25 protein-coding genes and 1 tRNA gene are annotated in these 24341 nt (G+C 45.4%); 12 read left to right on the top strand and 14 right to left on the bottom strand.

Annotated elements, in window-relative coordinates; genetic code table 11:
* Nucleotides 1–40 precede the first annotated feature (40 nt).
* The 4 genes from H8S84_RS15320 to H8S84_RS15305 form a co-directional block, all read right to left on the bottom strand.
* Nucleotides 41–1990 carry an OmpA family protein gene (locus H8S84_RS15320; protein ID WP_187068230.1) on the bottom strand — a complete coding sequence of 650 codons (1950 nt, stop codon included), beginning with the start codon at nucleotides 1988–1990 and terminating at the stop codon, nucleotides 41–43.
* 28 nt (nucleotides 1991–2018) lie between these two features.
* Nucleotides 2019–2501 (bottom strand): hypothetical protein, encoded by a 483-nt coding sequence (locus tag H8S84_RS15315; protein ID WP_187068229.1) that lies wholly within the window; start codon nucleotides 2499–2501, stop codon nucleotides 2019–2021.
* 92 nt (nucleotides 2502–2593) lie between these two features.
* Nucleotides 2594–3412 carry a (Fe-S)-binding protein gene (locus H8S84_RS15310; RefSeq protein WP_230407198.1) on the bottom strand — a complete coding sequence of 273 codons (819 nt, stop codon included), beginning with the start codon at nucleotides 3410–3412 and terminating at the stop codon, nucleotides 2594–2596.
* A 103-nt stretch (nucleotides 3413–3515) separates the two neighbouring features.
* Complete coding sequence (locus H8S84_RS15305) at nucleotides 3516–4889, bottom strand: 4Fe-4S dicluster domain-containing protein (protein WP_187068296.1); 1374 nt, start codon at nucleotides 4887–4889, stop codon at nucleotides 3516–3518.
* Nucleotides 4890–5057: 168 nt separating this feature from the next.
* Between H8S84_RS15305 and H8S84_RS15300 the strand changes: the two genes are divergently transcribed.
* Nucleotides 5058–5133 (top strand) — tRNA-Phe (locus tag H8S84_RS15300).
* A 98-nt stretch (nucleotides 5134–5231) separates the two neighbouring features.
* Here H8S84_RS15300 and H8S84_RS15295 read toward each other — a convergent pair.
* The gene (locus H8S84_RS15295; RefSeq protein WP_187068228.1) at nucleotides 5232–6347 is read right to left on the bottom strand and encodes a tetratricopeptide repeat protein; all 1116 of its coding nucleotides are present in this window, start codon (nucleotides 6345–6347) and stop codon (nucleotides 5232–5234) included.
* A 157-nt stretch (nucleotides 6348–6504) separates the two neighbouring features.
* Here H8S84_RS15295 and H8S84_RS15290 point away from each other — a divergent pair, with 157 nt between their 5' ends.
* Genes H8S84_RS15290 through H8S84_RS15280 form a run of 3 tightly spaced genes read left to right on the top strand, consistent with a single transcriptional unit; the run spans nucleotide 6505 to nucleotide 8205 of the window.
* Nucleotides 6505–6885, top strand: coding sequence for a phage holin family protein (locus H8S84_RS15290; protein WP_187068227.1), 381 nt, complete (start codon nucleotides 6505–6507; stop codon nucleotides 6883–6885).
* Nucleotides 6882–7454 carry a hypothetical protein gene (locus H8S84_RS15285; RefSeq protein WP_187068226.1) on the top strand — a complete coding sequence of 191 codons (573 nt, stop codon included), beginning with the start codon at nucleotides 6882–6884 and terminating at the stop codon, nucleotides 7452–7454. Before H8S84_RS15290 ends, H8S84_RS15285 begins: the two co-directional genes overlap by 4 nt.
* Nucleotides 7444–8205 carry a geranylgeranylglyceryl/heptaprenylglyceryl phosphate synthase gene (locus H8S84_RS15280; protein ID WP_187068225.1) on the top strand — a complete coding sequence of 254 codons (762 nt, stop codon included), beginning with the start codon at nucleotides 7444–7446 and terminating at the stop codon, nucleotides 8203–8205. The genes H8S84_RS15285 and H8S84_RS15280 overlap by 11 nt, the downstream gene beginning before the upstream one ends.
* On the opposite strand, the gene H8S84_RS15275 is transcribed toward H8S84_RS15280, so the two are convergent.
* The 7 genes from H8S84_RS15275 to panC form a co-directional block, all read right to left on the bottom strand.
* Nucleotides 8188–9114 (bottom strand): AraC family transcriptional regulator, encoded by a 927-nt coding sequence (locus H8S84_RS15275; protein WP_187068224.1) that lies wholly within the window; start codon nucleotides 9112–9114, stop codon nucleotides 8188–8190. The genes H8S84_RS15280 and H8S84_RS15275 overlap by 18 nt on opposite strands.
* 160 nt (nucleotides 9115–9274) lie before the next feature.
* On the bottom strand, nucleotides 9275–10414 hold the full coding sequence (locus H8S84_RS15270) for an acyl-CoA dehydrogenase (protein ID WP_187068223.1): 1140 nt from the start codon (nucleotides 10412–10414) through the stop codon (nucleotides 9275–9277).
* 228 nt (nucleotides 10415–10642) lie between these two features.
* On the bottom strand, nucleotides 10643–11317 hold the full coding sequence (locus tag H8S84_RS15265) for a zinc metallopeptidase (RefSeq protein ID WP_230407197.1): 675 nt from the start codon (nucleotides 11315–11317) through the stop codon (nucleotides 10643–10645).
* 2 nt (nucleotides 11318–11319) lie between these two features.
* A complete protein-coding gene (rfaE2, locus tag H8S84_RS15260) occupies nucleotides 11320–11814 on the bottom strand; it encodes a D-glycero-beta-D-manno-heptose 1-phosphate adenylyltransferase (RefSeq protein ID WP_187068222.1) in 495 nt (164 codons plus the stop codon).
* Complete coding sequence (locus H8S84_RS15255) at nucleotides 11798–12835, bottom strand: lysylphosphatidylglycerol synthase transmembrane domain-containing protein (protein ID WP_187068221.1); 1038 nt, start codon at nucleotides 12833–12835, stop codon at nucleotides 11798–11800. Before H8S84_RS15255 ends, rfaE2 begins: the two co-directional genes overlap by 17 nt.
* Before the next feature lie 9 nt (nucleotides 12836–12844).
* The gene (gene panD, locus H8S84_RS15250) at nucleotides 12845–13192 is read right to left on the bottom strand and encodes an aspartate 1-decarboxylase (RefSeq protein ID WP_187068220.1); all 348 of its coding nucleotides are present in this window, start codon (nucleotides 13190–13192) and stop codon (nucleotides 12845–12847) included.
* A gap of 92 nt (nucleotides 13193–13284) precedes the next feature.
* Nucleotides 13285–14139: a pantoate--beta-alanine ligase gene (gene panC / locus H8S84_RS15245; protein WP_187068219.1), complete on the bottom strand. Its 855-nt coding sequence runs from the start codon at nucleotides 14137–14139 to the stop codon at nucleotides 13285–13287.
* 132 nt (nucleotides 14140–14271) lie between these two features.
* Between panC and H8S84_RS15240 the strand changes: the two genes are divergently transcribed.
* The 3 genes from H8S84_RS15240 (at nucleotide 14272) to glmS (ending at nucleotide 18359) form a co-directional block, all read left to right on the top strand.
* Nucleotides 14272–15084: a glycogen/starch synthase gene (locus H8S84_RS15240; RefSeq protein ID WP_187068218.1), complete on the top strand. Its 813-nt coding sequence runs from the start codon at nucleotides 14272–14274 to the stop codon at nucleotides 15082–15084.
* Nucleotides 15068–16450 (top strand): DUF4270 family protein, encoded by a 1383-nt coding sequence (locus tag H8S84_RS15235; protein WP_187068217.1) that lies wholly within the window; start codon nucleotides 15068–15070, stop codon nucleotides 16448–16450. Before H8S84_RS15240 ends, H8S84_RS15235 begins: the two co-directional genes overlap by 17 nt.
* 73 nt (nucleotides 16451–16523) lie before the next feature.
* Entirely contained in the window at nucleotides 16524–18359 is a 1836-nt protein-coding gene (gene glmS / locus H8S84_RS15230) for a glutamine--fructose-6-phosphate transaminase (isomerizing) (RefSeq protein WP_187068216.1), read from the top strand.
* Nucleotides 18360–18415: 56 nt separating this feature from the next.
* On the opposite strand, the gene H8S84_RS15225 is transcribed toward glmS, so the two are convergent.
* Nucleotides 18416–19096 carry a 3-hydroxyacyl-CoA dehydrogenase family protein gene (locus H8S84_RS15225; RefSeq protein ID WP_187068215.1) on the bottom strand — a complete coding sequence of 227 codons (681 nt, stop codon included), beginning with the start codon at nucleotides 19094–19096 and terminating at the stop codon, nucleotides 18416–18418.
* Nucleotides 19097–19142: 46 nt separating this feature from the next.
* On the opposite strand from H8S84_RS15225, the gene H8S84_RS15220 reads away from it, so the two are divergent.
* Complete coding sequence (locus tag H8S84_RS15220) at nucleotides 19143–19523, top strand: RidA family protein (protein ID WP_187068214.1); 381 nt, start codon at nucleotides 19143–19145, stop codon at nucleotides 19521–19523.
* Nucleotides 19524–19782: 259 nt separating this feature from the next.
* On the opposite strand, the gene H8S84_RS15215 is transcribed toward H8S84_RS15220, so the two are convergent.
* Entirely contained in the window at nucleotides 19783–20823 is a 1041-nt protein-coding gene (locus H8S84_RS15215; RefSeq protein WP_230407196.1) for a YihY/virulence factor BrkB family protein, read from the bottom strand.
* Nucleotides 20824–20994: 171 nt separating this feature from the next.
* Between H8S84_RS15215 and gltX the strand changes: the two genes are divergently transcribed.
* The 4 genes from gltX to H8S84_RS15195 all read left to right on the top strand — a co-directional run bounded on the left by gltX (nucleotide 20995) and on the right by H8S84_RS15195 (nucleotide 24242).
* Nucleotides 20995–22536 (top strand): glutamate--tRNA ligase, encoded by a 1542-nt coding sequence (gltX, locus tag H8S84_RS15210; RefSeq protein ID WP_187068213.1) that lies wholly within the window; start codon nucleotides 20995–20997, stop codon nucleotides 22534–22536.
* 131 nt (nucleotides 22537–22667) lie between these two features.
* Nucleotides 22668–23039, top strand: coding sequence for a hypothetical protein (locus H8S84_RS15205; RefSeq protein ID WP_187068212.1), 372 nt, complete (start codon nucleotides 22668–22670; stop codon nucleotides 23037–23039).
* Between the two features lie 137 nt (nucleotides 23040–23176).
* Nucleotides 23177–23944 carry a TIGR00266 family protein gene (locus H8S84_RS15200; protein WP_187068211.1) on the top strand — a complete coding sequence of 256 codons (768 nt, stop codon included), beginning with the start codon at nucleotides 23177–23179 and terminating at the stop codon, nucleotides 23942–23944.
* 91 nt (nucleotides 23945–24035) lie between these two features.
* A complete protein-coding gene (locus H8S84_RS15195; RefSeq protein WP_187068210.1) occupies nucleotides 24036–24242 on the top strand; it encodes a hypothetical protein in 207 nt (68 codons plus the stop codon).
* Nucleotides 24243–24341 lie beyond the last annotated feature (99 nt).

The following is a 24341-nucleotide window of genomic DNA, read 5'->3' as shown; positions in this document are numbered from 1 at the left end:
GTTAAACATGCTGCCTCTTTTGTTTGTAGCGCTACACTGATTATTCTTGTATACGCACCACTTTAAATTCTGTACGTCGGTTTCGCTGATGTTCTTCTTCAGTAGTGGCATTTTTAACTACTGGTCTGCTCTCGCCATAGCCTTTTGCTGTGATGCGTGAGCGGTCTATGCCTTTCGAGATAATATACTCCACGGCTGACTCTGCACGGCGTTGCGACAGGTCCTGGTTATAAACGTCACTGCCACGGGCATCAGTGTGAGAGCTAAGCTCAATGGAGATGCTTGGGTTATCGTTCAGCACCTGCACTAGTTTATCAAGCTCTATGGCTGCGTCTGGTCTAATGTTAGCTTTGTCGAAGTCGTAGAAGATGTTCTCAAGTACAATTGCCTTCTCTTTCACAATCTCATTCAGCACCAGTGTAGCCGTTAGGCGCACCTCGTTTTCCTCCTCCGTTAGCTGGTCCTGCGTTGGCATTTTGCCTACCGTTGTAATACTCTGACGCGCCGTAAAGAAACCCGGCTTTTCCGATACTAAAAAATAAGTAGAGGCTGTATCCAGGGCAAAGTCAAACTGTCCGTTTTCGTCTGTGGTTGCAGTACGCAATTTGTTTCCTTGTTCATCTTGCAAAACCACCGGATGGTTGGCAACTGCCGTGCGCTGGCGGGCGCCTTCACGCAACTGATACAGCGTACCATCCACAAAGAAATTAACAACTTTACGTTTTGTTCTGGAAAGGGAATACAAGTCGTCGCCGCCTTTGCCACCGTCGCGGTTAGATGCAAAGTAACCTGTGGTCTCGTTTTGTAAAAAGATACCAAAATCATCGCCTGGAGAGTTTATCGGCTGCCCCATATTCACAGGCACACCATTTTCCACGCGGAACAGGTCCAGGTTGCCTAAACCTGGCAAACCATCTGAAGCGATGTAGAGCGTACCATCTGGACCAACAGAAACAAAGCTTTCGTTACCTGGCGTGTTTATACCTGGGCCAAGATTTTCAGGTGTGGAGAAGCGTCCGCTGCCATCCAAAGTTGATTTATAAATATCGTTGCCGCCTAAGCCTCCTCTTCTGTCTGATGAGAAGTATAATGTTCTGCCATCTGGCGTAAAGGCTGGTGATGAATCCCAGGCACGCGGATCGTTGATCTTAAGCAGCTCTGGCTCGCTCCAGGCTCCGGAGCGGAAATGCGTGATGAACAGGTCTACGTTCTGACGCCCTTTTTTACTACCCTCGTTGCCTCGCGCAAACACCATGGTGCGGCCTTCGTTGGTAAAAGTGGTTAAGGCATCATGTATACCCTCCATGTTTATACTTTCATACTTGCGCACGGCACCGCCAAGCGCAGCGGCAGAATCAGTAAGGGTAGTGGCAAATATATCTATAAAGCCTTCGCCGTTACCTAAGTATGTTTTACCCGGGCCACGCGTAGAAGAGAATACCAGTTCGTTGTTCAACACATATGGGCCAAATTCTGAAGCTTCTGTGTTTAGTGCTTCCAGGTTTTGGATTTCGTAACGCGGAGCTTTGCGCAGAATATCGCTAAGGGTACTGAAGTTCTCTACCTCGCGGGCCGCCTTTGCTTTAAGCTGCGGGTTTGCGCCTAATCTCAGGTAGTCCTCAAATTGATTAAGTGCCTCTTCATACTTGCCGTTGGCTTTTAGCGCTATGCCGTAGTAGAAGAAGGCATCTTCTTTTTTGTAGTTATTATCCAGGGCAGCTTTGTAAAACGGCTCAGCCTGTGCCAGTCGGTTAGACAAGCGATAAGCTTCCGCTATTTTAAAGTTTACCTCTCCCGGGTTATTGGCATTGCCTAGACCCTGTTTGTAAAATTCGATGGCACGCTCATACTCCTCTTCCCCAAACTTTTTATCGCCCCTGCTTATATACCTGCTTGCCCCACAAGAGCCGAGCAGCAGCGCCAGCACCAGAAATAAACTAATCAGTTTTAGTTGATGTGCCAATGGCTTAATCTGTAGTGTTTGATGCATGAACAAGTATAGGTTAGAGTTTCCCTAATCAGAAATACCTGGAGAGCCAGCTGGAGCCGGCCGGTTTTGGCCATGCCTGCTGCAAGTCTCCGTAATTGTTTACTAACGTATCAAAGTATAACGTGTCTTTATTTACATCGCCTGCCGCCACTCTGCTCTTCAGGTCGCTCATGGCAATTGTCTCCACTTCACCGTTGTTTAAAAAGGCAAGCTGAGAGCGATCGAAGAATGAAACACCAAAACGCTCCTCCAGCTCCCGCACAAACCGCGTGGAGGCATCGATGGAGCAACCGCTTGCCGCCGTGGCCGTCTCATTGTTGGCCAAAACCAGGAAACGACCGTTTAGCAAATTAGCAGATGCCTGCAGCCCTTTTCCGTGGCTACTCCACTCAGTAGCAAAACGTTGCAAAAGCGGTTTTATTTCAGTTTGCTCTGCCTCTGTAAATGGCCTGTTAGCCTGGTAAATCCACAGGCGCGCATGCGGCGGCAATTCGTCAAACGGAATATACATACTTAATTGTTGATTATTGGTTGTTGATTGTTGTTTCTGAACTGTCTGTCTAAGTATAAACTTAGCAGCAATTAACAGGTAGCAATCAACAATTATCTACTTAGTCCTTCGGCCTGTGCTATTAATTCAGCAATATCAAAAACCTGTACGTTTTCTTCCTGCTCCTTGTTCTTCACACCGTCGTTCATCATTACCATACAGAAAGGACAAGCAGTAGCAATTACTCCGTTGCCAGCTCCCAAAGTAGCTAAGGCTTCCTCTGTTCTTTCGATGTTAACGTCTTTCTTGCCTGGCTCAGGCTCTTTAAACATTTGCGCACCACCGGCACCACAGCAAAGGCCATTGGCGCGGCTACGCTTCATCTCTACCAGGTCGGCATCCAGGGCAGCCAGCACATCGCGCGGCGCCTCGTAAATATCGTTGGCACGGCCTAGGTAGCAGGAGTCGTGGAAAGTGATGCGCTTACCTTTAAACTCGCCTCCTCCCTGTATTTTTACTCTACCCTCGTTTATCAGCTGCTGCAGAAACGTGGAGTGGTGGATTACTTCGTAGTTACCTCCCAAATCAGGGTACTCGTTCTTGATAGTGTTAAAGCAGTGCGGACAAGCCGTAACGATCTTTTTTACATTGTAAGCATTCAGCACCTCAATGTTTGTAAGCGCCTGCATCTGGAACAGGAACTCGTTACCGGCACGCTTGGCCGGATCGCCGGTACAGCTTTCTTCAGTACCCAATACGGCATACTTTATGCCCACGTGCTCCAGTATCTGCACAAAGGCACGGGTAACTCTTTTATAGCGGTCATCAAAAGCACCGGCACAGCCAACCCAAAACAGCACTTCCGGTTCTTCGCCATTGGCTGCCATCTCTGCCATCGTTGGCACTTTCACTAATCTTTTATTCTCTTCCATCTGATTTTATAGGATTGTTGATTGTTGATTGATTATTGTGTTATCCACAACTCTTTCAAACAACACTCAACTATAAAGCAATTAACTATTCGCAATCAACAATTTAATTCTTGCTAGGTACATATAGGTCCTCGGCCCAGTTAAAGCGATCTGAAGGCGAGAAGGCCCAAGGAGCACCGTTGTTCTCAATGTTAGTGAACATAGCGTTAAGCGAAGCCGGCGCAGCAGACTCCTCCAGCACCAGGTAGCGGCGCAGGTCCATAATAGTAGAAAGCTGGTCTATGTTTACAGGGCAAGACTCTACGCAGGCATTGCAAGAAGTACAGGCCCACAACTCTTCCGGAGTAATGTAACCGCGAAGCAGCGTTTTCTCTTCCGTTGTCTCGACACGCTCCACACCCATTTCTTTGTAGTGGTTTGGCCTAAAGATGGCAGGGCTCTCCCCTTTCTCCTCCATTCTGTCGCGGGTATCCATCACGATCTTACGCGGCGAAAGCAGCTTGCCTGTAATATTGGCCGGGCAGACAGAAGTACAGCGTCCGCACTCGGTACAAGTATAGGAGTCCATCAACTGCTTCCACGTCAGGTCTTCCACATCCTTAGCACCGAAGCGCTGCATTACCGGGTTACCCTCAGCGTCTACCTCAGGGGCAGGCGGCTGATAGCTTGGGTCCAGCATAGCTTTGATCTCATGCGTAATAGCCGGGTTGGTTGTAAATTTACCCTTTGGCAACAGCTTAGAGTAGTACACGTTCGGGAAGGCCATAATAATATGGAAGTGCTTAGAACTTGGCAGGTAATTCATGAATGCAAGTATACCTATAATATGAAACCACCAGCCTACTCTGCCAATCACATATAAGTTATCCGGGTCGCTGCCTAGTATGTTTACAAACAGAGAGCTTACAGGATAGGCACCAGCAATTTCAACGCCTCTTAACTGGGCCAGTTTAAGATCAGAGATATTAAAGGCAAAAAGCGCAAACATCAGCACAATCTCTGTGATCAGGATGATGTTTGCATCAAGCTTTGGCCAAGCGCGCATTTCTACGCCGGCTGCCAAGCGCGGTACTTTTGTCACGTTTCGTCTCCACAAAAACATGATACAGGCAACAATTACCAGAGCAGCCAATATCTCGTTGATAAACATTAGACCGCTGTAAAGAATACCTGCAAAGCCAAGGATGCGGTGTGTGCCAAATACGCCATCAATCAGAATCTCCAGCACTTCTATGTTAATTACTAAGAAGCCGACATAAACAAACAGGTGCAGCACAGCCGGCAGCATGCGCTTAAACATTTTCTGCTGACCGAAAGCCACCAGTAATGTTTTATTTATTCGCTCAGAAGGATTGCCCGCTATTTCCATATCGCGGCCCATGAGCACATTTTTGCGGATTTTGCGGATCTGCCACACAAACAACCCTATACCCAGGGCAGCCACAATCAAGAAGATAATGTTTTCGATTCCTATTATCACAGCAATTATTCGTTATACATACTAATTTGTAGATAAAGATAGCAGAATAATGGGTAAAACGTACGCTAGCGCAACATTTTAAAATATTTTTCCCAAGAAAGTTTGCTACTTAAAAGTTAGTTACTACTTTTGCATACCCTTAAACGAAAGGGCAACAAAAAAGCTGGTGATGTAGCTCAGTTGGTAGAGCAAAGGACTGAAAATCCTTGTGTCGTTGGTTCGATTCCAATCATCACCACCAGCTAAACCCTTGTCAGAAACGGCAAGGGTTTTTTGTTTTTAGGCCAGTGCTCTACGGCAAACTATACTTAGTATTTAACAACTAAGTGCACCACAAGTTTACTGCGGAAGCATTTCCTGGCAATTCATACGCATTTCGAACAATGCCGCAGAGTAGCCCAATTGATAAGCCTGGTAAAAGTGCGCGCACGCCGAGTCTGATTTCTGTTGTTCAACTTCGTTACGGCCCAGCAAGTATAAAGCCCTGCCATTTTGCTTGTCTATTTCAGAGGCCATACGGTAATCCTGCTCCGCTGCATAAAAATCTTTTAACCTAGAATAAGCAAAGCCCCTATAGGTAAGTGCAGACACCCATTTTTCGCTGCCAATCCTGCTGTTTTTTAGGAAGACTGTTAAATCAGAAATAGCATCCTCATACTTCCCTAAGAAAAACAAGCGAACCTCCCCTCTTGCCATGTAAGCACTCCAGAAATTACTGTTTAACTCCAGTGCCCGCGTAAGATCCTTTTCTGCCTGCTGGTACTGCTCCAACTGCTGATAGCTGCGCCCTCGCATAAAGTATACTTGTGCCGATGGGCTCTCGCGTAGCTTAAGCGCTTTGTTCAGGTCATCCAATGCTGCCGGGTAGTTTTCATAAACATCCAACTCTATCATCGCCCTAGCCTCATACGCATCAGCATTCTCGGGCATAAAATGTATGGCATCAGAAAGCAGCCTATGCGCGCTGCTATACTTACCGTCTGCTATGTAAGTTAAAGCTGTTTTATACTTGTCTTCTCCGGTAACGTAATCCATTACGACCTTTAGCAGCAGGCTAAACGTTAGCAGCCCTGCCACAAAAGCAATAGTGATATACCAGTCTTTACGGGAGAACTTATATGTTTCGCGCCTGATAGGCCGGTAGTAACGTTCTGAGACTCCAGCAGGCTGGCGGGTTTGGTAGTAACGCGGGTCTACCTGGTATGCCTGCTGCTGGCGCAGCACGCGCTGGCGTTCACGCTGGTACTGCAGGCGCAGGTCGTATCGGGCTCTTTTATTTGGGTTTGAGAGAGTTTGATAAGCTGCGTTGATTTGTTTGAACATCTCCTCTGCTAGTACATTACCCTGATTTTTATCAGGATGGTACTTGATAGCAAGACGCTTGTAAGCAGCCTTTACCTCTTGCGTGGTGGCCGTATGGCTTATGCCTAAAACGCTATAGTAGTTACGGTTCAAACAGGCAGAATCTTTAAAAAGATTAACGTTAAATTTAACTAAAAACCGACAATATACATCAAATTCCGTACTACACTTTTAATCGGTTATACTTGGCGTAAATTTTTACACCTACCCACGTATACAGTATCAGCAACAAAACAAGTACTTATAAACTATGGAAATTCCTGATAACGGCACACGCGAAAAAAGCACTAATCTAATCGAGAACCTAATGGGTTATATTGACACCCGTATAGATATCATACGATTAGAAATTCAAGAAAAACTAAAAGCTGCACTAGTAAATACGATACATGCTGTTTTGCTTGGATTTGCGGCTCTGATGTGCGTTATATTTGTGAGCATTTTCTTAGGTCTGCTGCTCAACCACCTGCTCGACAGTACCTTCTGGGGCTTTGGCATAGTAGCGCTTATTTACATTATTTTACTCGTGGTGTTGATCGTGGGACTGGACAAGAAGATGTTCCAGGAGATGGCCGACAAATCTTTAAACAATACGATCTATAAATCTGATAAAAGAGAGAAAAGCATATGAGCGAACTATCGAACCCGCTGTTTGATAATGAACGTGACTTTTTAGAACGGCAAAAAGAAGAGTATAAAAATGCCTTAATGGGTGATGTAGATAGCATTAAAACCCAAGGGCAGGAAATAGGCAAAAAAGTTGCCATGGCAGGAGGCGTTATACTAGCCGGTTACCTGCTAAAGCGTATGATAAGCGGCAGCGGTAAAAAAAAAGCTAAAAAGGACAAAAAAGTAAAGCAGACCAGGGCCTATGATTCGGCAGGCATTCCGGTTATGCCTGAACAAGAGTCTGCTACAGTAGAACAGGCAGGAGGCTACGGCTTTAACGCTAGATCTATGGCTGACACTGGAGAGAAACCAAAGAAGTCCAAGAAAAGCTCGAAAGGTGTACTAGATTCAAATGTGGCGAAGGTAATTTCGTCGCAGGCAGCAGCCTTACTGCTCATGTATATATCGAAAAAGGTAAGCGATCATCTGAATAGTATCTCTGAAAATAACGATATTGCAGCAGCCCCTGTAGAAGAGGTTACTGTAGTAGAGACAACTGAGATTATTGTTCCGAAAGAGGATGCCATTTAAGAACCTTCGCTTACAAAAACATATACCAGGCAGGAAGCACTTTGCTGTTCTGTTAGACCCGGACAACCTCAACGAGGCATCCTGCCTGCAACTACTTTCGCTAAGCGCATCACATCAAGTTGACTTCTTCTTTGTTGGAGGTAGCCTGATCACGTCTCAAAACCAAGCCGAGATAATCAAACTCATTAAGGAGCACAGCAATATCCCGGTTATACTTTTCCCGAGCAGCAGCCTGCACATTGATGCCCAAGCCGATGGTATTTTGCTGCTGTCACTTATATCTGGGCGCAACCCGGAGTTCTTAATCGGGCATCATGTTATTTCTGCGCCTATACTTAAGGCCAGCCAACTGGAGATTTACCCAACCGGTTATATACTTGTAGATTCTGGCCGCCAGACCACAGCCTCTTACATGAGTGGCACTACTCCTTTGCCTTACGACAAACCTGCTATTGCTGCCTGCACCGCTATGGCCGGCGAACTACTGGGCCTACAGTACATTTACCTGGATGGCGGCAGCGGAGCTAAAGAACCAATAACCGCAGAGATGATTGCCGCCGTTCGTGAGGCAGTTGATGTGCCGGTAATAGTTGGCGGCGGCATTAATACAACCCATAAAGCAAAAACAGCCTTAGACGCCGGAGCAGATGTAATTGTGGTAGGCAACCACATAGAAAAAAACCCCGGCTTTTTGGCCGAGGTTTCTAATCTTATCGCTTCGTATAACGTTGCCTTAGATGTTCATCGCTGATTCGCGACGACGCATTTTACCGGCAGGTATACCAAACATCATTTTAAAGCGACGGCAGAAGTAAGCGGTATCTTTATAACCAACTTCTTTACCGATCTCACGAATGCTCTTCTTAGTGGTTCTAAGCAGGAACACAGCACGCTCCATACGCTGGTACTCGATGTAATCTTGCGGGTTGATGCCCGTCAGCATTTTGAAGTACTGACCTACGTAATCCTCCGAAACGTTTGCCACGTTAGAAAGCACTTTGTTAGACAGGTCGCCACCTAAGTTCTCCTTAATGTAGTTGAACAGGTCGATAAGGCGAGGGTCTTTGAAGTAAGTGCTGTTCGTAGCCAACTGCTCCACAAACATTCTGTTGCGCAGGATGTGGCGCACGATCTCTACAACAATGTTCTCTGTATAGATATTGATCAGACGCTCTTTACCTGGCAACTCCTGCATGCTCTCTTCTACAACTTTGATAACCAGGTTGGCTAGCTTGTTGTTGTTAGAGATAAGGAAGGCCGGCAAATCAAGCGAAGCAAAGAAGTTAACCGAGTCAAATACTTTTGCCTCGAAGCTTACAAAGCTGTGGCTCTCCTCAGCATCACCGATCAAGTCAAGATCGTTGTTGTTTTTGAAGAACTTCTCTTTATTCGTGATCAGGTCATCGTTAGAGATTGTCTTTCCTTCTCCGGCAGGTCCGTAGGTTACTTTCGTGCTACGGCCACCAGGTATAAACAGTAACTCTCCCTCTTCAACCATTTGCTCTTCGTCCCCAAAGAAGATGCTACCTTTATGAAGCAGGATCAAGTTATTGCCTACATCGTAGGCGTTGCGAACCGTAAATGGCTGCTGCAACACCAGATTTTTTGCCTTAATGAACCGCACCCCAAGCGATTCAATAATCTTATTGTAATCTTCCATGTGTGTTACCAACTAACTTTTATACTATAAACCCTTTAAATTTGGCTTAAAGCTAAGATTAATCTTTATAAAATTCAAAATATTTTTAAAAAATAAATTTTAATTCAAGAAATGCTATTCTTAGCCTAAACAGCATGGAGACAATGTTTTAACCCTAAATTTACTTGAGCAATTCTCTTGAAATTACTATTTTCTGTATCTCAGAAGTACCTTCGTAAATTTGTGTAATTTTTGCATCGCGCATTAAACGCTCCACATGGTACTCTTTCACGAAACCGTAACCGCCGTGAACTTGTACAGCCTCCACAGTTGTTTCCATCGCCACTTTTGATGCAAAAAGCTTGGCCATAGCACCTGACTTGCCATAATCCGAATGCGTATCTTTATCGTGCGCTGCCTGTAGGCAAAGCAAACGTGCTGCCTCTATATTGGTAGCCATGTCTGCCAGCTTAAATTGGATAGCCTGGTGCTTCGCAATTTCAACACCAAACGCTTTACGCTCTTTAGAGTATTTTACTGCCAGCTCGTAAGCGCCAGAGGCAATACCTAATGCCTGCGAAGCGATACCGATACGGCCACCTGCCAGCGTAGACATCGCGAACTTAAAGCCGAAACCATCCTCGCCGATACGGTTCTCTTTCGGAACCTTAACGTCAGTAAACATCAGAGAGTGTGTATCAGAGCCACGGATGCCCAATTTATTTTCTTTAGGACCGATCTCGAAACCTTCCATACCACGCTCAACAATAAGGGCGTTGATACCGCGGTGGCCTTTGGCTACGTCTGTCTGTGCTATTACAATGTATACAGATGCAGTACTGCCGTTCGTAATCCAGTTTTTCGTGCCGTTAAGTAGGTAGTAGTCACCTTTGTCCTCGGCAGTAGTGCGCTGTGAAGTAGCGTCGGAACCAGCCTCTGGCTCAGACAAGCAGAACGCACCAATGATCTCGCCTGTAGCAAGTTTGGTTAGATACTTTTGCTTTTGCTCTTCAGAGCCATACTTCTCGATACCCCAGCAAACAAGTGAGTTGTTAACAGACATTACTACAGAAGCTGAAGCATCTACCTTAGAGATTTCTTCCATGGCCAGCACATAGGAAATTGTGTCCATGCCACCTCCATTATACTTCGGGTCCACCATCATGCCCATAAAGCCAAGCTCACCCATTTTCTTGATTTGCTCGGCAGGGAATTTCTGGTGCTCATCGCGCTCAATAACGCCTGGCAACAATTCTGTCTGTGCAAATTCGCGTGCAGCAGCCTGTACTGCCAGATGCTCTTCTGTTAATTGGAAATTCATACTTGTGTATATAAACGATTCTGTTGAAACAATAAATTATAAGTGTACAAAACTATGAAATACAGTGCAATTAAATCAACCAGTAAGCCTAATAAATGTTAGGTTAGCCGAATAAATTATCTGTGTTTAGACACTCTTGCTTTAGAAAAAGCGACTAAAAACAATGAACGCCGCCTACAACTATGTGCAAGCGGCGTTTATACTTATATGTCGTTTCTGTTGAACACCTTAGTCGCGGCGGCCCATCAAAATAGAAACATAGTACAGCAGCGTGGCCAGAGAACCCAGTGCAGCTACTACGTAGGTTAAGGCTGCCCATTTAAGTGCATCTTTTGCCATGCCATGTTCCTGAGTTGTTACAATGCCACGACGGTCAATCCAGGCAAGGGCACGCTTACTGGCATCAAACTCTACCGGCAGCGTTACAAAACTAAAGAGAGTTGTCAGGGCAAACAGGGCTACACCAATTGCCAGCGGCACCGGCGTAGACTGTATCATAAAGATACCAATAAGCAGAATCCACTGCATGTAGCGCGAGGCTATACTTAAAGCAGGCACCATTGCCGAACGGAACTTCAGGAATGCGTATGCCTTTGCATGTTGTACTGCGTGCCCACACTCGTGCGCTGCTACGGCTGCAGCCGCTGCACTTCGTGCCTCATACACGTACTCGCTCAGGTTTACAGTCTTATCAGCTGGGTTATAGTGGTCAGTTAAGCGACCTGCCACCGAAATTACTCTCACATCAGTAATGCCGTTGTCGCGCAGCATCATTTCTGCCACCTCACGGCCTGTAAGTCCAGAGCTTAGAGGTGTTTGAGAGTATTCTTTAAACTTGCTTTTCAATCGCCAGCTTACAAGCCAACTTGCAAGCATCATGGCAATCATTATAATCCAGATCATAGTTATCTATTTTCGTTTAGTTGATTCTCTATTTTCTTTACGATGTTGGTAGTAGAATAACCTTTAACAAGCGGTACTGTTTTCACCTCGCCGCCTTTGGCCATCACTACCTCATGCCCCACGATCTGCTCCACTGCATAATCATCGCCTTTCACCAGTATATCCGGCTGCACGGCTTTGATCAGCTCCAGCGGTGTATTATCGTCAAAGAGCACTACTGCATCTACAAACAAAAGAGATGCCATTACCCGCGCACGTGACATTTCGTCCTGAAGGGGGCGGCTTGGACCTTTTATACGGCTAATTGACGCATCTGTGTTAAGACCAAGCACCAGCTTATCGCCAAGTTGTCGTGCTTTTTCCAGGTAATCCACGTGGCCCAGGTGCAGCAGATCGAAACAACCGTTTGTAAAAACAATCTTCTGGCCCTGTGCGCGCCATACTTGTAGCTTTTCCTGCAGCTGCGGCAGCGTGTAAATCTTATCGCTTGAGTTCATGAACAGATGTTTGCTCTTGTGTTACCAACGGTTGAGTGCGCTGTAGCATAGTTGCTATAAAACTCAGCACCCCCATTACAACGACCAATAGTGTCTGGGAAGTATGCGCCAGCAAAGCGTAGGCCATACCAGCCTCCTTGGGCACTCCATACAGCAGCAGCGTTGCCTGCACCAGCAAATGATATACTCCTATCCCGCCCTGCACCGGCGCCGCCATTCCCAAACTGCCTATCACCAAAACCGACAAACCCGCTCCCCAGCTCAGTTCGCTTGTGGCTGGCATGGCAAAGAACACCACCACGCTCATGGCATAATACATCAGCCACACAAAAACAGTATGGCCCCAGAAAACAGCTTGTTTATCGAGTTTGGTTATACTAAATACTCCCTGCAACATGCCTTTCACAAAACCCACTGCCTTTTTAAAGTATGCGTTTTTCCGCAAACGATTTAGGTAACGCAGCATAATGAAAAGTATAACCACGGCAGCACCCAGCAACACCCAAAACACCCAATACAGGGAGTTAATAGTTTGCTCCATGCCGGTATACTTTTCTGTGAACAGCCCCAGGAAGAAATTACGAATACGGTTAAACTCTACCAGAAAGGTAATACCTACAGCCAGCAACAGCATGATCATGTCTATAAACCGCTCGGCGATTACAGTTCCGAAGCCTGTGTTCACTGGCACATTATCAGATCGCTTAAGTATGCTGCACCGAACCACCTCTCCCATTCTAGGCAGCACCAGGTTAGCTAGGTAACCAATCATCATGGCGCGATACGTGTGCAGCAGCGACGGACTATGGCCAGTAGGCTTTATCTGCATTTGCCAACGGTAAGCACGGCTTATATAAGCAGCCACTCCCATCAGCAGCGACACAGCAATCCAGGAATAGTTGGTATTCTTCAGCTCGTCCCACATTTTCTGAAAGTCAAGTTCCTTCAGGGCATACCACATCAAAAATGCAGATACGCCCAGCAGCAGTGCGTATTTCAGAAATGAGAGCAGCTTTTTCATGCGAGGAATTTACACCAGGCGGTTGTGCTGATCAGGGAATACAAGTGTTGGCGTGTGGTTTTTAGCGTCTTCAAACTTAATGCTGCAGTAAGAAATTACAATTACGATATCTCCTACTTGCACTTTACGCGCAGCCGGGCCATTTAAACAAACAGTACCGGTGCCGCGCTCGCCTTTAATTACATAAGTCTCAAAGCGCTCACCGTTGTTGATGTTAACGATCTGTACTTTTTCATTTTCCACTACATTGGCGGCATCCATCAGGTCCTCATCAATGGTAATGCTGCCAACATAGTGCAGCTCGGCCTGTGTTACCTTACAACGGTGAATTTTCGATTTTAAAACCTCAATATACATGGTGATCTTGTAATAAGCCGCAAAGTTAGGCAATTGCCCGCAGATTAACTACCAAAGCCTAAGCAGTATGCCTTGCACGCTAACCAAACAATTTACTCCTTATTTAGATTCACCAGTATGTTGTCGATCAGGCGCACCGGACCTACCTGTGCCGCAATGCACAGTGCCATCTCCTGATCCTGCTTTACATCCTTTACAGGCTGCAGCGTAGCAGGATCGGCGATTTCAAAATATTCCAGTTCTATCTGGTTTATACTTTGCAGGTAGTCAGCCACTTCCTGTTTTATACTTTGAATTGGTTTTTCCGGCAACATACTTGCTGCCATTTGCAGTGCTTTGTATAGGTTGGCAGCAACTTCTCTTTGCTCTGGATTCAGTCGCTCATTTCTTGACGACATGGCCAAGCCACTCTCTTCCCGCACTGTTGGGTAGCATACCAATTCCAAATCAAAACTCAGCGCCTGCACCAATTGCCGCACAATAGCTACCTGCTGCAGATCCTTCTGCCCGAAGTATGCGCGGTGTGGTGTTATATAATGAAATAGTTTACTTACAATGGTGGCTACTCCATTAAAATGCCCCGGCCGGTGCTCACCTTCCATTACCGCCTCCAGCGCTCCGAAACTAAACTGCAGCAGCGTCTGTTGTGTGTATACTTCTTGTGCATCAGGCAAAAAAAGGTAGTCGCAGTTTACAGATTGTAAAAGCGCGATATCCTGCTCTGAGGTACGGGGATACAGTTTATAATCTTCCGGGTTATTAAACTGGGTGGGGTTTACAAAAATACTGCACACCGTTACGTCGTTTTCACGGCTAGATGCGCGAAGCAGTTGCAGGTGCCCTTCGTGCAGTGCTCCCATGGTGGGTACAAAGCCTATGCGCTTGCCACTACACCTAAGAGACTGCATTTTTTCGCGGATGGTGCTAACCTGCTTTATAACTTCCATTGGTTGGTATGCTTGTTGTCTTGTTTAAGGCCGGCAAATGTAAGTTATAACGTATAGAATTGAAAATTAGAATAAAAAATACTAATTTTGCACGTCCCATTACTGTTGCTTATTAATTTTTAACTTTTTATTATGTCCAAATTGCGAATTCTTTACGCCGCCACCGAGATCAATCCCTTCTTACAAACCACTAAAGTAGCCGAGTTTTTGCAGACGCTGCCACAGGGTATGCAGGAACGTGGGATGGAGATCCGAATTTTTGTTCCGCGTTTTGGCCTAATAAACGAGCGTAAAAATCGTTTGCACGAAGTGGTACGCCTTTCAGGTATCAATATTGCTGTTGGCGACGACGAAAAGCCACTGATTATTAAGGTAGCATCTATCCCGAATGCCAAGCTGCAAGTATATTTTATTGACAACGAAGACTATTTCCACAGAAAATCCGTTTTCGTTGACAAGAACAACAAGTTTCACCAGGATAACGACGAGCGTGCGATCTTCTTCTGCAAGGGCGTGCTGGAAACAGTGAAGAAACTTGGTTGGGCACCAGACATTGTACACTGCAATGATTGGATGACAGGTCTGATACCGATGTACTTAAAGACAACTTACAAAAAAGATCCAATCTTTAAGGATGCCAAGTCGATGTTTACTGTGTACAACCACAACTATAAGCATAAGTTTGACGGGGATTTGCTGGAGAAAGTGAAAATGCTTGACATCGATGACAGCATGCTGGAGCACCTGAAAACTGCTGATCTGGATAGCTTTATTAAAATTGGTATGGAGTACGCTGACTCTGTTATCAAAACGAACGAAAACTTTAGCGAAAATATCAACGAACTGTTTAACGAGTTTATGCAGACAAAAAGCATTAGCACCGTTAGCGCCGACGACACCCTTTTAGACTCATACTACACCCTGTATAATGAACTTAGCCGTTAGGAGATTTCTATTATTCTTCTTTTCTATCGCCACCCTTGCATCCTGCGACGACCCAACAGAAATTGGCATTGACCTGCAGGATGAAAACCAGATAGGCACCAATTTTACAGATACAATTACAATAAACACAGGCACGGTACTCTTACCCGACTCAATCTTGTCGTTTAAGGTAGCACCTGCACAAGTAGGTATATTAGCAGACCCAGTACTAGGCACTTTAAAAGCTACAACTTATACAGAAGTAGCTTTAAATGGTGCCGACATTACGTTTGGCGAAAATCCGCAGGTAGACTCTATGGTGCTTACCCTGGACTACAGCTTTATCTATGGCAACAAAACAGAGCCGCTAAAGATAAACGTATTTCGCTTAACGGAGGGCTTCCAAGAAAAAGCTTCATACTTTACAACATCTACACTGGCAAAAGAAGCAACACCACTTGCCTCTACTACGCTTGTTCCCTTGCTTTACGAAAAGAAAAAGCAGTTTGATGTAGACTCTACAGCAGCAAAGAGGCTTGTAAAGATAAAGCTACCGCAAAGCTTAATTAACGATTTTGTGGCTCAGTCTGGTCAGGCGCCGCTTAAGTCTCAAGCAAACTTCGAGGCTTTCTTTAAAGGTTTGGCTATTGCTCCTGCAGGTGATCCATCTAGCATTTTAGCTCTTAACCTGGCTGCTGACAGCTCAAAAATTGTAGTACATTACAAAAACGGAGCTGACAAGAAAAAGCATATCTTCCGTTTTGCGCAAAGCTCTGCTGTAGATTACTTTACTAATTTTGAAGGAAATCGCACAGGCACCTCTGTAGCTAGCTTAACTCAAAAAGGTAACTTCATACCTGCTAAACAAACAGGCAACGAAAGCTACATTCAAAACAACACGCAGCTTGTTACAAAACTTACCCTGCCATACTTGCAGCAGTTTAAACAAGCAGCCGGCACAATCATAATCAACCGTGCTGAGTTGATCATCCCTGTGAAGGCATCATCAACATCGGCCTTGCCAGCTCCGCCACAACTGGTGTTGTATCAGACAAACAATACAAACCGCATTTTGAAAGATGCCAATGGCAATCCGATAGCGGTGCAGCAAAACGGAGTAGGACAGATAAACGGCACAGCGTTCCCAGCACCACTTGCTTATGACAGTGAGAAGAACAGGTATACGCTAAATATCACATCATACTTCCAGGCAATGCTGCTGGACAAGAAGCCGAATACAGGCTTGCTATTGGCATCAGCAACAGTTGTTCCTACTCAAAGTGGAGTGTTCTCTATTGCGCCAGAGACAAGGCCATACCGGGCTATCATCAGCAACACTGAGAGCAACAAAGTGCAGTTGGTTGTATACTATTCAAAACTGAACTAGAAGGTTTATTTTATATCAATCTAATAGGTACCTTTGCAGGGTACCTATTTTATTTTAAAAATACAAAAACAGTATGTGTGGAATCGTAGCATACGTAGGGCACAGAGAAGCTTGCCCTATAGTAATTAAAGGCTTAAAAAGATTAGAGTATCGCGGATACGACAGCGCTGGAATTGCCCTTATGAATGGCAGCCTGAATGTATATAAGAAAAAAGGTAAAGTTTCAGACTTAGAAGAGTTCTTAGCAGATAAGGACACGCATGGCCATATTGGTATGGGACATACCCGTTGGGCCACGCACGGAGAGCCTAACGATAAGAACGCGCACCCACACTACTCAAGTTCTGGGAAAATAGCCATCATCCACAACGGTATCATAGAGAACTACGGAGCTCTGAAAACCCTGCTACAGGAAAAAGGCCATACTTTCAAATCTGATACTGATTCTGAGGTTTTTATTAACCTTATTGAGGATATCAGAGTGAACAACAACTGCACTTTACCAGAGGCTGTGCGCCTGGCCATGCACGAAGTGGTTGGCGCTTATGCCATAGTTGTTCTTTCTAAAGAAGACCAGAACCAACTGATCGCGGCGCGTAAGGGCAGCCCATTAGTAGTAGGTGTTGGTAAAGATGAGTACTTCTTGGCCTCTGATGCTACTCCGATCATAGAGTACACTAACGATGTGATCTATGTGAACGATTACGAACTGGTAGTGATTAAAGACGGAGAGCTTGAAATCAGAACGAAGGAGGACGTAAAGCAGACGCCTTATGTACACCGCTTAGAGATGGAACTAGAGTCTATTGAGAAAGGTGGTTACGAGCACTTCATGCTGAAGGAAATTTACGAGCAGCCACGCTCTATACTTGACTCTATGCGCGGACGCCTGGTGGCAGAAAGCAGCCACCTGATGATGAGCGGCGTGCGTGAGTATGAGAACAAACTTGCCAACGCTGACAGAATCATTATTGTAGCGTGTGGTACATCGTGGCATGCCGGCTTAGTAGCTGAATACCTGATCGAGGATTTGGCACGCATCCCAGTAGAAGTAGAATATGCTTCTGAATTCCGTTACCGCAACCCGATCATCACAGAAAAAGATATTGTAATTGCCATTTCGCAATCTGGTGAGACTGCCGATACGTTGGCCGCTATTGAATTGGCGAAGTCTAAGGGTGCTACTATCTTTGGTATCTGTAATGTGGTAGGTTCTTCTATTGCCCGTGCTACAGACGCTGGCGCTTATACACATGCAGGCCCAGAGATTGGCGTGGCAAGTACAAAAGCCTTCACTGCACAGGTTACAGTGCTTACGCTTATTGCTATGATATTGGGCAGCAAGCGCGGCACTTTAGAAACAACCAAGCTGCACCAACTGATGGCGGAACTAGAAAGTATTCCTGCTAAAGTTGAGAAGGCACTGGAACTTAACGACCAGATCGTTAAAATTTCTGAATTGTTTAAAGATGCAACTAACTTCCTGTACCTGGGCCGTGGTTATAACTTCCCAGTTGCCTTAGAAGGTGCGCTTAAGCTGAAAGAAATTTCTTACATCCATGCAGAAGGTTACCCTGCTGCCGAAATGAAGCACGGTCCTATCGCATTGATCGATGAGCAAATGCCAGTGGTGGTAATTGCCACGAAGGACAGCTCATACGAGAAGATTGTATCTAACGTGCAGGAGGTAAAAGCGCGTAAGGGTAAAGTGATTGCCATCGTAACCGAAGGTGATAAAACCATTCCTTCTATGGCTGATTATGTGATTGAAATCCCAGAGACAAGTGAGCACCTGATGCCGCTTCTGTCTGTAATTCCGCTGCAGTTGCTATCGTACCATATTGCGGTAATGCGCGGCTGTAACGTTGACCAACCTCGTAACCTGGCGAAGTCTGTTACAGTTGAGTAACAATCAAAGTATAAAAGGAAAGGGAGCCAATTGGCTCCCTTTTTTATTTCTGAGACTTATACTACCGCCTCGTCTTTAAGGTATTTCGTCTTAAGCAGCGGACATATCTTATACCTTTCTTCCTTAGTGTCTTCGTAAACAGCCTGCAGCACCTGGTATACATTTTCTATACCTATCTGCTTCGCCCACTCAAACGGTCCCTTCGGATAATTAGTACCGAGTTTCATCCCTAGGTCGATATCTTCTACACTTGCAGTTTGCTCCTGCAAAGTATAAAACGCTTCGTTAATGATCATGCAAATCATGCGTGGCGTTACCATACCAACACGATCATCAACTAATAAGTACTCAGTGTCCAAAGTCTCGCATATTTCTTTCAGACTCTCTTCATCTTTTCGGTTCAGAAGGCTTACTTCCAGTATAGGTCTATTGAAGAGTGTAGGTAATCCATTGAAACCAATTAAGGTACACGGCTCCTCTAATTCGCTTTGGTGCACCAGTTCTGCCAGCTGCATTGTTACTGCATTGCAGAAGACAACCTGCTGAGGGGCATACGTACTTAAGCGCTCCGGCTGCTCGTGCAACAGAAAGTCAAATACTATATCTGTAGGTGAAAGTTGCTGATTTAGTAGGCTATGGGACTGCAGGAAAGTGTAGCTTACACCTTCTCTCCCTTCCGGAAATTTTTGTTTGAACTCGGCGGCCATTTCCGGGCCAGACAAAACAACTATATGCATATTTCTGTACTTTTGATGGTAAATATACAAATTAAAAGATTCTACTATGGCACATACCATCATCAACTCTACCAAAGCTCCGGCCCCTATCGGCCCTTACAGCCAGGCAACATTAGCTAACGGAATACTTTATGTATCCGGCCAAATTGCTTTGGACGCTGACAGTGGCAACTTAATAAACGACAGCATCGAAAACGAAACGCACAAGGTAATGCAGAACCTGCAGGCTATACTTTCTGAGGCTGGCATGGATTTTAGCAACGTTTTAAAGTGCACCATTTTTGTAAAAGACCTGAACAACTTTGGTAAGATTAACGAGACTTACGGTAGCTACTTTACCAGCAACCCACCTGCCCGCGAAACGGTAGAGGTTAGCCGTTTGCCGAAGGATGTAAACGTAGAGATCTCTTGTATTGCTACGAAGTAGTCTATTTTAGCAGAAGATTTATTGACGAAGGACAAAGAAGCAAAGTATAGCTTCTTTGTCTTTTTGCATTTGTAGCAGCTGTTGGTCATAAGCCCTTATCCCCTCAGAAGGAGACTTTCCACCACTGCCAATTTATAATTCTGCATCAATTATACTTGCCGGTGAAAACACACTGCAAGGACAGCTAAAAGTAAGACCTTAGTTTTACTACCAAATCTACTCTTTGACTCAAGACTGAGAACTCAGCACTCGTAACTCTTTAAATATTCGCCCCCTCCTGCTTTTCGCCTTCGTCAGTAATTTCAGGTTCTTCCTCCTCTTCCAAATCACCATAAACTTCCTTATCATGCTTCCCAGGCTCGGCATTTACAGCAGAGTTGCCTACCTCCACCTCCTGGCGTATCACACGCACAGCATAATCTGCTGGATAGATGTTGAAACCATACTTACGGGAGTACACAAACGTGAAAACAGCGCCAAAGAAAATGATCTGTGAAGTGAAGAATACCCATGTAAGTATAACCACGATAGAACCGGCTGCCCCATAAACAGAACCAACATCCGTGTTACCCAGATAAAACCCGATCAGGCCCCTAAACACTACGAACAGCAGCGAAGTAACTAGTGCACCTACTCCCACATCACGCCACCTGATTTTAGCATCCGGTAAAAATTTATAGATACAGGCAAACAGGAAGGACATCAGCAGAAAGGCTGACAAAAAATTTCCTACATGTATCACATAGATGATCCAGCCGGAAAACCGTGCCGTCAGGAAGTCTCCAATTGCTACCAAAATAGTATTTGCTAAAAGAGAAAGAAGCAAGATGATAGCAATGGCCAATATCATCCCAAAAGAGAGCACCCTGTCAAGTATAAGTTTAAGGTATCCCCGCTTAGGCACTGGCTTTACATACCAAATCTCATTTAGAGAGTCTTGCAGCGATATAAAGACACCAGTAGCCGCCACGAACAAGGCAGCAGCACCTATAATGGCGGCAATATTGAAATCACCGAACTCATTTACATTCTCCACCATCTTCTGTACCGAATAAGCGCCTTCAGAACCTATAAGCTCTTTTATGTGAAAGTATATTTCTCCGGAAACAGCCTGTTCTCCAAAAAAATAACCTGCGGCACTGATGATGATGATAAGCATGGGCGGCAACGCAAAGATGGTATAGTATGCCAGTGCAGCTCCTTTCTGGAAAGATTTGTTGTCCAGAAACTCCAGCCAAGTCTCTTTCAACAAGCCCCATGACATCAATATCCTTTTATGCACCATTATAAGTTGCCTCATTGTATTTATATAGCCAATACGCAATTAGCTGATTATGTTTATACTATGGCAACAATTAACCCTGGCAACTGTTATTTATACTTTGCAACACTCCCAACCTTTTAGCGTTACCGAAACCATAGTTTATTTTGTACCTTTGCACCAAATTTGATTTGAATACAACAACCATACATGGAAAGAGAAGTTAGAGTACGCTTTGCCCCAAGCCCGACAGGGCCTCTCCATATCGGTGGTGTGCGCACTGCCCTTTACAACTTTTTGCTGGCCCGTAAAACAGGCGGTAAAATGATACTTCGCATCGAGGACACTGACCAAAACCGTTTTGTGCCGGGTGCCGAAGATTACATCCGTGAGTCGCTGGAGTGGTGCGGCATTGAGTTGGACGAAAGCCCATGGAACGGAGGCCCTTACGCGCCTTACCGCCAGTCGGAGCGCAAGCCAATGTACATGCAGTATGCCCTGCAACTGGTTGAGAGCGGTCATGCTTATTATGCTTTCGATACAGCTGAGGAGCTGGATGAGATGCGTGAGCGTTTGAAAGCTGCCAAGGTAGCTACGCCGCAGTATAACGCCATCACGCGCATGACCATGAAAAACTCACTTACTCTGCCAGAGGATGAAGTGAAGAAGCGCCTGGAGTCCGGAGACCCTTACGTAATCCGTTTGAAAGTACCGCGCAAAGAGGAAGTACGCCTGAAAGACCTGATCCGTGGTTGGGTAATGGTACACTCTTCTGCTATTGATGATAAAGTGCTGATGAAGTCGGATGGTATGCCAACATACCACCTGGCCAATATTGTAGACGACCACCTGATGAAGATCACACACGTGATTCGTGGGGAGGAGTGGTTGCCATCTGCGCCGCTGCACGTGTTGCTGTACCGCTACTTAGGCTGGGAAGATACCATGCCTGAGTTTGCGCACCTGCCACTGCTACTGAAGCCAGACGGAAACGGCAAGCTAAGCAAGCGTGATGGCGATAAACTAGGCTTCCCGGTGTTCCCACTACGCTGGACAGATCCGTTTACAAATGAAGTATCGTCTGGTTACCGTGAGAGTGGTTATCTGCCAGAGGCCTTCACCAACTTCCTTGCCTTCCTGGGCTGGAACCCGGGTACGCAGCAAGAGATCTTCTCTATGGATGAGTTGATCCAAGAGTTTTCTGTGGAGCGTATCGGTAAGTCAGGCACTCGTTTCGATATTCAGAAAGCACGCTGGTTTAACGAGCAGTACCTGCGTGCCAAGCCAGACAGCGAATTGGCTGGCTACCTGATAAAGGCATTAGAGGAGCACGGTATTTCTACTACTCCAGAGAAAGCAGAGAAAATTGCCGGCCTAATGAAGGAGCGTGTAAGCTTCCCGCAGGATTTCTGGAAAGAGGCCGAATATTTCTTTGTGGCTCCAACAGAGTATAGCGAGAAAGTAGCTTCTAAGAAGTGGAACAGCCAGTCTGTAGCCGTATTCGAAGATTTTAAAAACGAACTTTCATCGCTGGAGAACTTCAACGCTGATTCTGTTAAGGATTTACTTGTAGCTATACTTGAGCGCCACGGTATGAAGATTGGCCAGGTAATGCAGGCGCTACGCTTAGCTGTTACTGGTGCAGAAGCAGGTCCTGATCTGATGCATATCATTGAGGTAATTGGTCGCGAAGAAACCGCTAACCGCATTGAAGCTGCTATCGAAAGACTAAGCCAGTACGCAACGGCTTAACTATAAAAAGTATAAAGTATAAAAGAGGCTGGCCTGTATAGGCTGGCCTTTTTTATTTGCTGCAATTGGGCTGGCTTGTAACAAATTAACCCTTCTTAGCTTATACATCAATAAGTATAACCCAGAAGATCATGGCTAAAAATAAAAAAGAGAGCAAGAGCAGCAAGAAAAAGTCGCGGGTGCATAAGGACCTAGAGGGCTTCGAGATCAAAGTAAACGAGCACGGTGAAATCATCTCCAACTATAGTATAGATCGTATTAACGAGTTCCTGAACAAGAACGTGGACGATAAAAAGCTAATGAAACGTGATGCCGCCGAGAAAGCAAAACGTGAAGAGGAGGAAGATTATCATGTAGAGGAAAGCGAGGAGGTAGAAGAAACCGACGAGGATTTTGTGCGCAACACCAGCGGAGCATCAGACGAGGAAGATGAGGTGAAAGACCTGCCAAAGGCACGTCGCCGTAAGAAAGGAGAAGAAGATGAGGACGAGGAAGATGAGTAGCCTATAAGCCTATAGTATAAAATAATCGCCACACCAGAAGGGCAAGCAGACAAACTTACAGTTAAGCTGCTTGCCCTTCTTTTATTATTGATTCTAAAAACTTAACTTTCTACAGTAACCAACGCATTACTATAACTATGAGAAACTCACACGAGATAGACTACAAAATTTTTGGAAACGACATTCAGGTACTGGAGATTGAGCTTGACCCAAACGAGACGGTAATCGCCGAAGCTGGCGCTATGGTGTACATGGAAGATGGCATTGATTTCCAGACGAAAATGGGAGACGGATCCAATCCCAGCCAGGGCTTTTTGGGTAAATTGGTATCGGCAGGCAGTCGCTTGATTACAGGCGAATCGTTATTTATGACGCATTTTACCCACCGCGGCCACGGCAAAAGCCATGTAGCATTCTCTGCACCATATCCGGGCACTATACTTCCTATTGACCTTAGCACTACCCGCAACAACAGCCTCATTACACAAAAAGATGCTTTTCTGGCGGCCGCATTGGGTACTAAGCTAAGCATCCATTTCAACCAGCGCCTTGGCTCCGGCTTCGTCGGCGGCGAGGGTTTTATACTTCAGAAGATGCAGGGCGATGGCAGAGCGTTTATACACGCCGGCGGCACCGTAGTAGAGAAGCACCTAAACAACGAGACACTTCGCGTAGATACTGGCTGTGTGGTGGCCTTTGAAGAAGGAATTGATTTTAGCGTACAGCGTGCTGGTGGCTTAAAGTCTATGATATTTGGCGGCGAAGGTTTATTTCTAGCAACCTTACGAGGCACAGGCAGAGTATGGCTACAGTCAATGCCAGTGAAGAAACTTATTGAGGCGCTGATGCCACAGGGAGAGAACGCTAGAAAAGAAGGCGGTATGTTCAGCAGCTTTATGGAATAAAAAAATCGCTACGCTCCCAATCAGAAATTATGAATTAGGTGCAGTAGTATAAAATGCAGAAATTAGTCTCAAGCCAAGCAATTAAAAACATATGACAGCAGAAATCAGAAACGGATGGCACACTTTAAACAAAGTACTAACTATCATCAATCTTATACTGTTGGGGCTTGTTACTTTTAACCTTATTCGCTATAAAGAAATCAAGGATAAGAAGATACCTGTGATAGCAAACATCTTACTCATGCTGTTTCTGGGGTTAGGCCTGTATGCAGCAATTTATCAGCTCCGCTATTCGTGATTTGAGATTTATTACTAAGCAATACTTTAAAATGAGAATCCCCGGCAGTTCATACTTGCCGGGGATTCTCATTCATACTTATACACCTGCACTTAGTGT

This window comes from Pontibacter cellulosilyticus (assembly GCF_014306105.1).
In the GTDB taxonomy this organism is placed as follows: domain Bacteria; phylum Bacteroidota; class Bacteroidia; order Cytophagales; family Hymenobacteraceae; genus Pontibacter; species Pontibacter cellulosilyticus.
The sequence above is the reverse complement of the archived record's forward strand: the minus strand, read 5'-3'. Positions and strand labels throughout refer to the sequence as shown.